Below are 14,670 nucleotides of genomic sequence, written 5' to 3'. Positions count from 1 at the left end.
TTATAAATTATTGATTTTCAGTAGTTTTTACCTAAAAACACATAAATAAGCACTGTAATTGCACAAAGTGAAATTGCCATTGGGTTGGTATATTTCCACGCATTCATTTCAACTATATGCAAATCATCTTGTATGTATGTTTTATTTTGAGGATAAAAGTAGGATACACAAAACATGACCCCTATATTTAGGAGAAACTCTATGCCCCACAGATGTACAAAGTGAATGTTGACTTTAAAAACAAAGGTTGTTAATATATAAAACAGCAATCCTACAAAGAGTGACACTTTGGCTCCTGTAGCTGATACGTTTTTAAGAAAAAATCCAGCCAACATAATAGAGGCAATAGGTATGAAAAAAATACCGTTTAATTGTTGCAAAAGTTGATATAACCCATCTGGAGCATTTGCTACCATGGGGGCAACCAGTATAGCAAAAAGAGCTAAAATTGTAGAGGTTAGTTTACCTACTTTAACCAATACTATATCACTGGAATTTTTCCCAATGTGTCGTTTATAAATATCGATGCTGAATATGGTTGCTGCACTATTTAGTACACTATTAAAAGTACTTAATACAGCTCCTAAAATTATGGCTGCAAAAATGCCTACTAACCCCAAGGGCAATACTTTTTTTATTAACTCGGGATATATCATATCCTGACTGCCATAAAGAGAATCTCCAAAATAATAGAAACCAATAACACCTGGCAGAATGATAACTAATGGAATTAATATTTTTAAAACTCCCGTAAACAATAACCCCTTTTGGGCTTCTACTAAATTTTTGGCTCCAAATGCCCGTTGGATAATGGTCTGATTCATACACCAGAAGTAAAGTTGGTTAATAATTAAACCTGTAAAAAGAACTCCAAATGGTAAAACGGAATCTTTTGCACCTACAACATTAAATTTTTCCGGACTGTTAGAATATATTTTATTTAAACCTTCCATTGGATTTCCATCTCCAATACTTATTAGTGCCAACAAAGGAATAAGAAGCCCTCCTATTAAAAGTCCATAACCATTAATAGTATCAGATACGGCTACAGCTTTAAGCCCACCAAAAATGGCGTAAACAGAGCCTAAAACCCCAATTAAAACTACGGTAATCCACAATCCTTGTTCTTTAGAAACCTGTAAAACGCCTGAGACATTAAAAATACTTTCAATATTTATGGCACCTGTATAAAGAACTATCGGTAACAAGGTTACAACAAACGAAATCATCAAAAAAAGAGCTACGAGTGTTCTTGTGGCACTATCAAATCTATTTTCCAAATACTGAGGAATGGTTGTAAGGCCCATTTTCAAATATCTTGGAACAAAATAAATAGCAGCTACTACTAAAGCTAAAGCTGATGTTACTTCCCAAGCAATAATAATAAAGCCATTTTTGTAGGAAGACCCATTCATACCAATAAGATGTTCTGTAGAGATATTGGTAAGAAGCATGGATCCTGCAATAACCACCCCTGTTAAACTTCTACCTCCAAGAAAATAACCATCTTTAGTATTTAACTTTTGTTTTCTTAACTTAAACCAAGAATAAAAGGCAACAAACGCAGTAAAGGCAATAAAAGTAATAACTGTGTACATTGTTTGTTTTTAGTTAGTTAATGTTGTATTAAATGATAGATATATAAGCTCTATTGAAAACAAATAGAAAACTTTATTAAAACTTCAATTTTTCAGGTAAATATTTAGCCACCAATTCTTTGTAATATGGCAATAAGGCTTTTACGTCTGGTTTAACAGGTGCCTTAGTATATAAATCATAAGGATTGAATTTTTTCACCCATTCAAACATTTCCACATCTTTAGTATTCATTAAGTGCGCATACGCATTATCTCGGTGTTGTGAGTAGAAAGAATGATATCGAATCATATACAAAGCAGGCTCTGGTAAATAATCCTTCATGATTTGATACAAATACTCGTCATGCCCCCAACTCATTTTTATACTATCTAATCCACAATTTTCTGAATAGACACCGAATTTAGTATTGAATCTTTCATCTGAATAATCTGGATTTTCTTTAAAAAATTCTGAATACACAATTTTATCTGAATATGCACAACCTACAGGAAAGGTATCTCCAACAACGGCCCATTGTGGCTCTCCAAAGAGGCACAAAATTTTTCCTAAATCGTGGATGAATCCTGTTAGCACAAACCAATCCGGATGCCCATCGGCTCTAATGGCTTCTGAAGTCTGTAAGAGATGTTGTGTTTGGTCTAAATCAATATCTGGATCACTATCATCAACTAACGTGTTTAAAAAATCGACAGCTTCCCAAATTGACATTTCCTTTTTATCAAATTTCAAAAACTCCTCTTCTTTACTACACACAAAATCATAAGTCTGATAGATATGATTTATTCTGTAAAATTCTTTAACAGTTTCTACCCTTTCTGAATCCACATAGTTTCTAAATTCTTCTTTTTTCTTTTCTGCTGGATTGGGATACCTTAATAATAAATCATCTTCCCACTCATCCATATTATTCAATGGATTGTCAGAATCTAGTACCTTACTCATGATATTAAAAATTGAAAATTAGTTTTAAACGAAACTAAAATATAGAGCAAGGAAACGGATGGATTAATACATCAAAAACATGGATAAATCTTTACAAAAGGATATATTTGATTACAGAAACTCTAATTAATAAGCTTGCTTGGTGGAAAACCAAATTGCTTTTTAAAACATCTACTAAAATATAAAGGGTCATTAAAGCCTACTAAACTAGTAACTTCTGATACGTTATACTTTTTTGTTTTTAGAAGTTGGGCCGATTTTTTTAAACGAACTGTTCTAATAAATTCATTAGGAGCCAAATCTGTTAACTCTTTTATTTTTCGGTATAATTTTGAAGAACTAACAGCCAACTTATCACATAAAAATTCGGTCGATAAATCGAGCTCACTTAAATTATCATTAATTAAACTCGTTACTTTTTCCATGAATTCTTCATCAATTGGAGAGTGTGTAAGTAAACCGATGTCACTTTCTACTTCACCGGAAAACTTCAACTTTAATTCCAATCTTGTTTTTATAATATTTTCTATGACCGTTTTTAATAACGAGGGATCGAAAGGTTTAACCAAGTAGCCATCAGCCCCTATTCCATAGCCTTTTACTTTATCTTCATTTTCAGAAAGTGCCGTTAATAGAATAACTGGAATGTGGCTAATAAACTCATCATTTTTTAATTCTCTACAAAATTCATATCCATCCATAACGGGCATCATAACATCTGCAACACATAAAATAGGTTTTATTTGTCTACAAATTTTCAAGCCTTCTATACCGTTTTCTGCGTCATAAACTTTGTAATAATCGGATAGATAATCAATCAAATACTTTCTGAGTTCTGTATTATCTTCTACCACTAATATTTTTTGTTTCAATTCCGTGTTTTGAATTATTTTTTTCACAGACTTTTCAGGAATAGAAACTTCTAAATTATGATCCTTTAATACATATTCAAATACTTCTTTATTGTTATAAAAGTTACGGTTTATTGGTATTTCAACCTTAAAAACACTTCCTTTATTAGGTGTGCTTTCTACTTTTATAGACCCTTTATGAAGTTCAACCAACGATTTAACCAAAGACAAACCAATACCAGTTCCTGTATTATTTTCTTTGCTATTATTAGCTTGATAAAATCTTGTAAAAATCTTTTCTTGACTTTTTAAAGGAATTCCAATGCCGTCATCACTAACTTCTATAACCAGGTAGTCATCTAAGCCATCTTTTAGTTTAATAAACAAATCCACATTTCCATATTTGTTTGTGAATTTTAATGCATTGGACAAAAGGTTATAAAGAATTTTATCATACTTATCATTATCTATCCAACCTAATATACTTTCGTCTTCCGAAATAAAATTTAACCTTATCTTTTTATCGTTAGCTAATTGACGAAATGACTCAAAAATATTTTTAGAATAAGAAAGAATATCTGTTTTTGAAACCTTAAGTTTTAATTCCCCAGATTCTGCCTTTCTAAAATCCAAAACTTGGTTAACCAAATTTAATAATCTGCTTGCGTTTTGATAAATAAGGTTATATCTGCTTTTTTGATAGTCGGTCGCATTGGTTCTGCTTTGGTCTATTAATTGTTTTGCAGGCCCCAAAATGAGTGTTAATGGCGTTCTTAGCTCATGCGAAATGTTAGTAAAAAATCGAAGTTTTTCAGTATTCAATTTAATATCATGTTCTCTATTTACTTTTTCTGTAATTAACGCTTGTTTTAATTTAATCCGACTTTTAACCTCTCTCCTAATAAAATAAAAAACGATTGATAAGAATACAAAAAACAGTATTAAGGCCTGGATAGTTAGCCAGAAGGGAGGTTGTATTTTTATTTTATAAGACGCAACATCACTCCAGTTTCCATCACTATTACTTGACCTTATTTTAAACACATAGTCATCAGGATATAGGTTGGTATATTGAACCGTTCTTGAATTACTGTTAGTCGTTATCCAATTCTCATCAAATCCCTCTAACATGTATTGAAATTTATTAAGTCTTTCATTTGTAAATGAGGGGGCAGAAAACTGAAAGGAAAAATTACGATTTGCATAGTTCAATTCAACCTTTCTAATATCATTCAAATTTTTTAAAAGTGGTATTTGCCCATTAATTTCCATTCCTGGAAACACCTCTTCATTCTGAATTTTAAATTCTGTAATGACAGGTATTGGAGATTTTTTGTTAGTATCCATTTCATTAGGTGAAAAATAAATAATCCCATTTTTACCACCTAAGTAAATATTTGAGTTATTAAAATAATAAAATCCACTAGAACTAAATACATCCAATCTATTACCACTGTTTACATGATACACATTAATATCTTTCAAATTAGTTTTAAGCCTCGCTACACTATTGTTGTTTATATTCAACCACAAGTCTCCATTGTCATCCGCCAACATATCCGTTATCCATTTTCCGAAGAGTTCTTTTGGTTCTGCTAGTATTTGAAAATTATTATTTGAGGGGTTATAAAAACTTAATCCATTTGGACTAGAGGCCCAAACCTTTCCTTTAGGATCTATTAAAATATCACTGACATTATTATTTACAGGTAAATCATTTTCTTTATTGGAAAACGACTCATAGGTTTCTATTTTCCCAGATTTAATATGATACTTTACCACACCTGTCTCGGTTGCAAACCAAGCATTACCAACACCATCATTTTCAATATCTACTATTTGAAAATTTGGCAGCAATTTGTTCTTAGAATCTTGTATTTGTAGCGTTTTAGTATTTAATATAAGGGCTCCATCCCCAAAAGAACCTATCATTACAGAATGTTCATCAATTTTAGCAAAGGCAAAAACTGGCAAGGTTTCAAATCCTATATTTATCTCTTTTGAGGTGTTTTTAACATAATCATATACCAATACATTACCGCTCCATAAACCACAATAAAATATTTTTCCATCATCTGAATAAATACTAGCCATATCTTTTTTATTATCGTACAACGGAATGAAATTTTCGCCATCAGATATAAAAAGTCCATTGTTTCTTGTTTGCACAATTAATTTGCCATCATAGGTTTTAGAGAAACCTCTAATCCGTGGTGCTTGATTACCTATATATTTAGAGATGTCTTTATTTAAAGAAAATTGATTTTCATATGGATCATATTTATCAAGTCCATCTTCTGTGCCAATCCACAACACTCCAGATTCGTCAAAGTATAATGCATAAACAAGGTTATCTACCAAAGATGTATTGTCTGATAAAATGGAATAATACCATTTATAGTTCCCACTTTTAATATCTTCCAACGCATCACAAACGAGTAAACCTCCTAAAGTACCTATCCAATACTTCCCATTTGGCGCTTGTGCTACCGATAAAAAATGAGGTCCTAAACTAGATCTAACTTCCTTATTTTCAATATAAAGATTCTCAAACTCATCTGTACCTGTATTTAATTTATATAACCCTTCACGGGTTCCTATAAAAATATCAGATTTAGCATCTTCGTAAATAAAATTGATATATGGATTTTTCTCTCTAGAATTAGGTATAGACAGTGAATAATTCTTGATTTTAACAATGTTCCCAACATCATCAAACGTAATTTTTGCTACCGATGCCGTTTGAAAACTACCTACCCAGATATGTCCTTTTTTATCTTCAAAAATTTCTTTCACATACTCAAACCCTTCTAACTGAATTTTCTCAAACTTCTTTTCTTCTAAAGAGAATGTATAAACACCTTTATCTCTGGTTCCTACCCAAACCCTTTTAAATCTATCCACATGCACACCTCTAATCTCTACGTCTGGCAGACTATTTGGATTATTTTTTTCTGGCAAAAAAGTAGTAAAAACATTAGAATCCGTCTTATAAAGTGTCAATCCTTTTCGCGTTCCTATCCAAAAATTATTAGATGCTTCATCAAGTTCTAATGCTGTTATATCATCATTATATAATTTGTTTTTGCCCGGAGCAGAACTTAAATACGTTTTAAATTGATATCCATCAAATCGGTTAAGCCCATAAAATGTACCAAACCACAAAAAACCTTTACTGTCTTGAACAATATGCCTTACTGAATTATGGGAAAGCCCATTATCATCATTATAATGCTCAAATTTTATGTTCTGTGCATAGGAAACACATAAACCAATTAAGAAAAAAAGTAATATATATAAATGTCTTTTCATAAAAACTAATTATGATATGTAATTTACTGATTTTAAATAATCAACCTTTATAAACGTTCAATATAGTTTTTTTTTAGATTTATTTTAAAATGATTTGCAGGTTTTCCACTAATGGTCTTTAAGAATAGTTTAGACCACAGAACGAGTTTTTCATCAGTCGTTTTTTCTAGTTGTTTACAAACTATCTGATATTCCGTTAATCTTTTAGTGCCAATTTCTGGAATGGCTAATTCATCGGCACTTCTCAATTTATAAAAATCAAAAATCATATCATTACCTGTCCATGATTTAAAATCTTTAATCGTTAAGTTATTTGCTACTACTTGTTTTTCAACTTCTAGAGTATCTTTATTTACCAACAACAAATCCTTTCCTGAAAGTGTTTCCATAAAACCTAAAAATGATTTAGGAAAATCTTCTGGCAAAAAACGAAGTCTAACCAATTCCTTTAAGTGCCATTTTGTAAACTCCTCATAGTTTTTTGTTTTTAATATATCTTTATTCCAAATTTCAGGGCATTTTATCTGTTTTAAATGCGCGTATTCTTCTTCATAAAAAGGAAATAATTTATTAAAGTTCGAAACAGAATTAACCACCACTGTTTCTACCTCAACCTCACTATTTGAGCTAATTGTTAGTATTTTATAACCTGGCATATAAGCTGCTAGCGAAGGCGTTTGAATATTGTATAGGGTATTGCCTTTTATGGTTTTGCGAATGCCTGTATCATTAATATGCATGTGCCCTCCAAAATGAATTTGAAGTCCTGCATCAGCAAAAGACTGCGCTACAGTTTCATTTGGAACTCTTTGTAATTGCATTTTATCGCCTCCAAAAAAAGCTTTCATGTCCTTAGAAGCATCATCATTAAAATCGACCATAGGATAATGGCTGAATGCAATCAATATTTTACCTTTTTTCTTAGCTTCTACCGAAACTCTTTTTACCCAATCAATCAAATGGTTTTTATATAAAACAGTATTGTTATACCCTACACTAGACCCTGAAAAATCTTTTGGATTCTCCAAATCACCCGATAATTTTGCCACTGGAATATACGCATTCGCATCGATAGCCAAAAGCCAAATGCCTTCTACAGGTTCAACCAAATAACTTGCATCCGGGAGAAAAAGAGATGTATTTTTTATGGCATAGGTTCTTTTTTCTAGCGAAGCTGCTTGCGTGGCTTGTTCAAAAGTATAATTTTCATAAGTGTATTTTGAAAAAGGAGTTTCCCAATAGAGATATTTTCTTTGAGGAAAAAATCCAAAATCAGCCATTTCCTGCGTCATTTCTTTGTAGCCCCAATTTTTGATATCTGAAGTCACAATAGGTTTTAACTTATCTTCAGCAATTGTGAATTTTGCTCTAAAGCTCGTAATGATTTGTTCTTTTCCGTCTTTTCCTAAAAAATCCATCTTAGTAGCCTCCTGGGCAAAGGGTTTTACCACATCATGATTTCCTGTGGTTACAAAAAAAGACATCCCATACTTTTTCGAGTAGTCCTCTAAAATTCGTTTTAGACCTCTAACGTGAATAGGCTGACCGTCATCACTAAAGTCACCAGGCAAAGCCACTAACTTTATTCCTCTTCTCGCTATGTCATTTAATGCTTCTAAAAAAGCAAAATAATTTTCGTTGAAAATTCGAGTAGATTGCAATTGGGAACGCATGGTTCTAATATTCGCATATTCGCCCGTTACTGGATTTGGAATTCCTTTATAATCGTTATCTTGAAATGTCCCAAAAATATCTTGTAAATGGGCATCAGCAATAAAAGCAATCTGTTGTTTTTTTGAAACCGAAGCCTGTTCAGACTTACAAGAAACCAGAAGCAGCAAAATAATTATGGCACAAATATTTTTTTGAAACCCCATAAATTCAATTATTTTTTAAAAGTCTCTTTTGGAAATGCATAACTCGATTTCCACCCTCCTAAATCTATTAACACTTGATCTAACATGACTCCCGAATCGACCATCCAAACCTTTAACGTGTGTTTTCCTGCTTTATTGATAATTTGTTTAGCCGATTGCACACTAGCATTTTTAAGTACGTTTTGCATCCATTCGGCACTTCTACCCGCTGTTTGGAAATTAACAACTACAGGCTCGGCATCATCAATGGCTATAGCGCAACGTACGCCTCTACCTTCATAATCTGCATGTGTTGGAATGGCTTGTATACGAACATTGGCTTCTCCAAAATTAAAGGTATAAAAATCATATTCTAATACTGGACTATTTTGCTGAATCAACTTTAAATCGGTCACAGAGTCAACACTCCTTGGCAAAGCTGCAATCACTTTTCCTGTATAACCCATACCCTCAAATACTTCCCATTGCGCTTGTTTCCCCACTTTACTTCGAGTGAAGTTTTCGGCATTGATGGATACAAAGCCTTTGTCTTCAATAAAACCAGCATAATTTTCTAACACTTCAAATTTCGGATTATATGCTGAAACACCTATGGTTATGGTAGTGTCTTTGGTTACAAAATCTATTTCACTATTTACTTTATAACTTGGTGGTATCAATTGAAAATCATGTCCTAAAGGTGCTTCTTTTTTGTTCTCTCCTTGAGGTACTTTTTCCCAATCTATACTTACCCACAAGCGTTTTGTAGGATTTCCAGATTTACTACTCAAAACACCTTGATCCTCTGATATTTTAATCCAATCAGCTTTTGGCACAGCTTTCCACATTAGGTCTCCTTCGCCTTTTAAATATACATCAATAAAATAATGGCTATCGGCGTACTTATTAAAAACAGGCAAAACATCAGCAAAGCTATTAACGATATCGTGGTTTACTTCCATTTCATAACCTTCCAAAGCCAAGCCTAAAATCGCTTCCTCTTTTGGATTAACGTATACATAAGATGGTTTAGTAAACACGGGAAGAAAACGTGGTTCCATGGTCATGATATGATGCCATTTTCCTTGGTGTAAGATTTCGTTATAATAGCGCGTTTCTTTTTGAATACGATTATAGGCTTCGGCAGATTGCTCACCATAAAAATTGGCACTTAATTTCCCCTGTTTGGCATCAAAATCATTTTTAAAACGGTACAACCATTTTTGATTGATTTTTGACGCCGCTATTATAGGATAATATACCAATTGGTAAAATGCATCTTTGCGATGAGTCGCTATATTGGGATATAATTTTTCTACCTTACCTTCGATGGCTTGATATTCTTTTATTCGTGTATTAACTTCATCTCCATAATGAAACTGATTTAATTCGGTAACACCCGATTTGGTAACGGGCTCCACTTGACTCCAGGCCATAAATTCGGGGCGCCTAATAAAAGCTAATCGATTATTTTCGAACATTAAATTGGTAATAGCCGTTGCATGTTCCTTTCCAAACTCTCTGGTCGCCCAAGTATTCATGTGGGTTTTGACTGAACTACTTTTTTCAAAAGCATCCATATTCCAAGCCATGTCTAGAAATAGCTCGATATTGTATTCATGTGGTTTGATATCCCCACAGTTTAAAATCCATAAATCACGGGATTGAAACTCATAGGCTTTTGACATTTCTTCCCACATCAATACAGGGTTGGTGGAGTTCAACCACAAATAATCATGGGGACGCCCCCAATAAGAGGTATGGTAATACACACCTGCACCACCCAACCGTGTTTGCTCTTTAGGATTGCTAAACTGTCGCATGTAGCCATAATTATCATCCGTCCAAACCAATGTTATATCCTCAGGAAGACTTAACCCCTCTTGATAATAGGTCAAAACTTCTTTGTATGGAATAAAAGCTTGTGGTATTGTTTTAGGGTCTTTTTTTATTTCTTTTTTTAAAATTGCCCTTTGATCGGCAATAATATTTTCCAACAGTTTCACTTGTTGATCGGTATCATCTTCCCCAACAATCATAGGAGAGTCATGCTCTCCACGCATACCTGTGGTGTATATATTCTCATATAGCGCTGCTTCTTTTACGCGTTTAGTAAACAAATGTTTTATGACTCCTGAATTGGTGTCATAACGATATTCACCCATGGTTTTATGATTCCACTCCGTATTAATGTTACTCAACATGGGTTCCGCATGCGATGTCCCTATAACGATGGCATAATCATCTGCCACCTTCTTATTTTTTGGATAGGAATAAAATGGTTTGGTACTCGAATGCATGGCTGGCCAAATAGTATTGGCCCGCAAACGTAACAATAATTCGAAAACTTTAGCATATGTTTTTGGCCCTATATCTCCTGTCTCTGGTTCAAAATTTAAAGCCGCCCATCGTTGTAATCCCCAATCCTCATCATTTAAAAACACACCTCTGTATTTTACTGAGGGGCCTTTATATGTTTTGTTTTCAACGGAGATTATAAGCTCATTCTTCTTTTCGGGGGTAACATCTGCCCACCATTCCCATGGTGAAATTCCAATCATTCTGGATATTTCAAGCAAACCGTAAGCGGTTCCCCGCCTATCTGAACCCACGATTACTAAGGCTTGATCGACGTCTTTAAAAGGCTTTTTAACTATTTGGATACTATAACGTTCCCATTTCCCCTTTACAGAATCGATATTTATTTTATTGGAGCCAACGAGCTGGTCTATGTGTTTATTCTTCCCAATTGTGCCAGCAAGAATGATATGAGAACCTATTTCATTTGAAACTTCAACTGTTTTCCCTGTACTGTTTTTTATATCATGTGCCAATATGTTTGCAGCAATCTCCACTACTTTGGCATCTGTTTTATTAATTACAATTTGGCAAGATTCCATACCATTAACAATGATGAAATCATCGCTTTTTTGAGCATTCAAAATAGAAAATTGCAATACAACTAGCGCCAAGAAAAGATATAACTTATTCATATTCAAAATCTATCCTTTTGATTAAAACCTTATCGACCAACAATTTCTGTGAGTGTAAAATTAATACCTAATGGGTTTTTGTCCACTTTACAAAGTAATGGAAACTCAGGATTTTGTAAAATCCATAGTTCAGTGTTATCAATTTGCGCTACCACGTGCAAAGTTGATAGCGCCATTCCGTCAATAATCATCGGTTTCGTTTCTTCATTTTTATCTAATACATATGTAGTTTCATTATAAATAAATTCATGATTTTTTAATAAATCCTGATAGGCAGACTTAGAAATGACAAAGAACGTTTCTGTGGGTTTTAAAACTAAAACGGGTGCATATTCCCCTTGATTAAAACTTAATTCTTTACCACTTTTAAAAGCTTCTGGCATTATTTTAATACTACTTTTCACACCTCTTGTATCTAAATGAAATACTAAAGTATCTGAAATTACTTGTTTAGTAAGAGTCAACGTTCTTGTTTGTCCATGTAATTTACAGATATAATTTAAAGTCGTGTCATCTTTAATTGATGGCATGTTGTTTTGTGATAAACCAATTTGGCAAACTGCACAAAAAATGATGGCTATAATTCTATTTTTCATATCCTAGTTATTTTATTGGTGGTAACATAGTTGTTCCCCAAGTTGAAGGTTTTGATGCCATTTCTAAAATTAATTCACCACCACTCACAATGTCTTCATGTAAAATCCATGCTTTATTATAGGGCTTTCCGTTTAATAAGGCTGATTTGATATACTTCTTTTTATCACTCAGATTTTTAGTAGAAATCTTAAAAGACTTGCCTGTACCTAGCTGCAATGTGGTTTCTTTAATTAAAGGGGTGTTTATTAAATAATAAGGCTGCCCTGCATTGGGATACAATCCCATCATGTGAAAAGCCAACCAAGAAGACATGGCTCCAGAGTCATCATTCCCAGGCAAACCTTTTGATGAGCTATTGAAATTGTTCTTTATAATAGCACGTATTCTATCACTGCTTAAGTCTGGGCGACCAATCCAATGATACATGGTAGGTGCTAAAAAAGAAGGTTCGTTCGACACATCATACAATTCCTTTTCAAAAAACGTATCCAATCTATTTTTAAAAGCCATATTGCCTCCAGATCTGGCAACAACTTCAGGAATATCATGAGGAATGCTTAAAGAATACTCCCAAGAGGTTCCTTCATAAAAGAATACACACCAGTGGCAAACATACCATGGCGATTCGGTAATTGTTGGCGTATATTTAAAGGTTGGTTTCTGAATTTTTGACTCGCCAAAAACAACATCATCTAACCAACTTCCAGAAGCATCTTTAGGCATAATAAATCCTTTAGAACCATTATTTTCATAATTAGCTCTCCAAAGGTTTTTCCAATTCTCTGATTGTTTGATGTACCTATCATAAATAGCGTTATGATTTAAACCTTTAGCAACGGTGGCAATATTATAATCATTATAAGCATAATCAATGGTTCTATTACCTGCACGGTCGATGCCGTAAGGAATGTAACCTAGTTCTAAATATTCCTTCAATCCGCCTCGTCCTTCTTTTTCTTCATTACCTCCTGGAGGTACTTCTGCATCTTTTATCATGGCCTTTAAAGCCAATTCATAATCTATTCCTTTTAAATTTTTAACAAAAGCATCAGCAATTACTGTTTCAGCATTAGAGCCACCTTGTGTTCGTCCGTTTTCGTTGCCACTTCTGCCTTCTGGCAAATAGCCGTCACGCTTATAAATGTTTAACATGGCGTTAATAATCTCAACTTCTCGATCTGGAGCTATAAGTGTGATTAACGGACTAGAGGTTCTAAACGTGTCCCAAATACAGTAAAAGTCGTCGTAATAAGGTTCGTCATTGGTCCATAAGGGATTTTCTCCTGTTCTATCCACAGGCATGATCATGGTGTGGTATAAGCCTGTATAAAACATTTTTTTATAGTCTTCTGGAGTATCTGGTGATAGGGTTATACGGTTTAGCAGTTGTTCCCATTTATTCTCCAAATCTGACAAAACGTTATTAAAATCCCAATGTGGAACTTCTACTTCTATATTATTTTTTGCTTTTAACGAACTTAAAAACGAGATGCCAATTTTAATATTGAGTTCTCGTTTGCCTTCTTTTCCAAAAGATAATAAAGCACCTGTTTTCTTTCCAGAATCAAATTGTGCTGGTTCATTTTGAAATAATTTTCCATCTTTCCAAGTTACATAGTTTGTAATGGGCTGATCGAAAACAGCCCAAAAATACACAGTGTAAGCACGACCGTTATTCCAACCCCCTCTAATTCGACTATAGCCTCTCACTTCAGTATCTGAAACTATTTCGATTTGAGACCCCACAAATTGTTGAGCTTCTCTGGCATCTGGATCTGGTTGTTCCGGTTCTCCTAAGAAAAATCCAGGATCAATCTTTAATTCTTTAGTGGAAGTTTTAGGATATGTCATGCGGTAAAATGACACTTTTTCGCCTGTAGTTATTTCTGTTTTTATTTGGTTTTCTTTAAAAACAGTTTCATAATATCCAAGCTTTACGTTTTCTTCTTCTCTAAATGAAGTTTGATCTATCTTATTTAATTCACCAGAAAATGGCATGATTTGGATATTCCCATATTTTGGTCCACCACCCGTTCCACTAACATGCACTTGGCTAAATCCTGTCACTTCTTTTGGCATGGGCAACCAACCACTATTGGGGTTTACGGTACAGTCGGGACTTGGTTTTACCATTCCAAACGGACATGAAGGACCAATAAATACGCGCCCATCTCCTTCAGATCCAATCACGGGATCTACATAGCTGTGTAAGGGGTTTTGAGCATTAATCCTAACAACAAAAAATACTAATATTGTTAAAATAATTAGGTATTTAATTCTTAATTTCATTGTTCTTATATGGTTTTAATTGGTAACGATTTTGAAATTTATCCTATTCCTGAATTTAGTTTATATTTAATTCTCAATAATAAATTGTCTTAAAAACAAACGTTTCGCCCGAGTAAAGCTTTTCTAAATTAACATCAATGTTCATATCTCGTTTTAATTAAAAAAAATAGGCAGGAAAACACACCTGCCTATTTAACAAACTATTAACTAATTCTATAAAATGATATTTAT

General features: G+C 33.4%; 7 protein-coding genes. All 7 read right to left on the bottom strand.

Going from position 1 to position 14,670, the window contains the following annotated elements; translation table 11 throughout:
* Nucleotides 1-17 precede the first annotated feature (17 nt).
* Nucleotides 18-1,598: a solute:sodium symporter family transporter gene (locus tag DKT72_RS06345; protein ID WP_111307899.1), complete on the bottom strand. Its 1,581-nt coding sequence runs from the start codon at nucleotides 1,596-1,598 to the stop codon at nucleotides 18-20.
* 76 nt (nucleotides 1,599-1,674) lie between these two features.
* On the bottom strand, nucleotides 1,675-2,541 hold the full coding sequence (locus DKT72_RS06340; protein WP_111307898.1) for an inositol oxygenase family protein: 867 nt from the start codon (nucleotides 2,539-2,541) through the stop codon (nucleotides 1,675-1,677).
* Between the two features lie 122 nt (nucleotides 2,542-2,663).
* Nucleotides 2,664-6,704, bottom strand: a complete 4,041-nt coding sequence (locus tag DKT72_RS06335; protein ID WP_111307897.1) for a hybrid sensor histidine kinase/response regulator transcription factor — start codon at nucleotides 6,702-6,704, stop codon at nucleotides 2,664-2,666.
* Between the two features lie 47 nt (nucleotides 6,705-6,751).
* The gene (locus tag DKT72_RS06330; protein WP_111307896.1) at nucleotides 6,752-8,581 is read right to left on the bottom strand and encodes a metallophosphoesterase family protein; all 1,830 of its coding nucleotides are present in this window, start codon (nucleotides 8,579-8,581) and stop codon (nucleotides 6,752-6,754) included.
* A gap of 8 nt (nucleotides 8,582-8,589) precedes the next feature.
* The gene (locus tag DKT72_RS06325; protein WP_111307895.1) at nucleotides 8,590-11,553 is read right to left on the bottom strand and encodes a glycosyl hydrolase 115 family protein; all 2,964 of its coding nucleotides are present in this window, start codon (nucleotides 11,551-11,553) and stop codon (nucleotides 8,590-8,592) included.
* Nucleotides 11,554-11,582: 29 nt separating this feature from the next.
* On the bottom strand, nucleotides 11,583-12,149 hold the full coding sequence (locus tag DKT72_RS06320) for a hypothetical protein (protein ID WP_111307894.1): 567 nt from the start codon (nucleotides 12,147-12,149) through the stop codon (nucleotides 11,583-11,585).
* A gap of 7 nt (nucleotides 12,150-12,156) precedes the next feature.
* Nucleotides 12,157-14,439 (bottom strand): GH92 family glycosyl hydrolase, encoded by a 2,283-nt coding sequence (locus tag DKT72_RS06315; protein WP_111307893.1) that lies wholly within the window; start codon nucleotides 14,437-14,439, stop codon nucleotides 12,157-12,159.
* Nucleotides 14,440-14,670 lie beyond the last annotated feature (231 nt).

This window comes from Confluentibacter sediminis, assembly GCF_003258355.1.
In the GTDB taxonomy this organism is placed as follows: Bacteria; Bacteroidota; Bacteroidia; order Flavobacteriales; family Flavobacteriaceae; genus Confluentibacter; species Confluentibacter sediminis.
The sequence above is the reverse complement of the archived record's forward strand: the minus strand, read 5'-3'. Positions and strand labels throughout refer to the sequence as shown.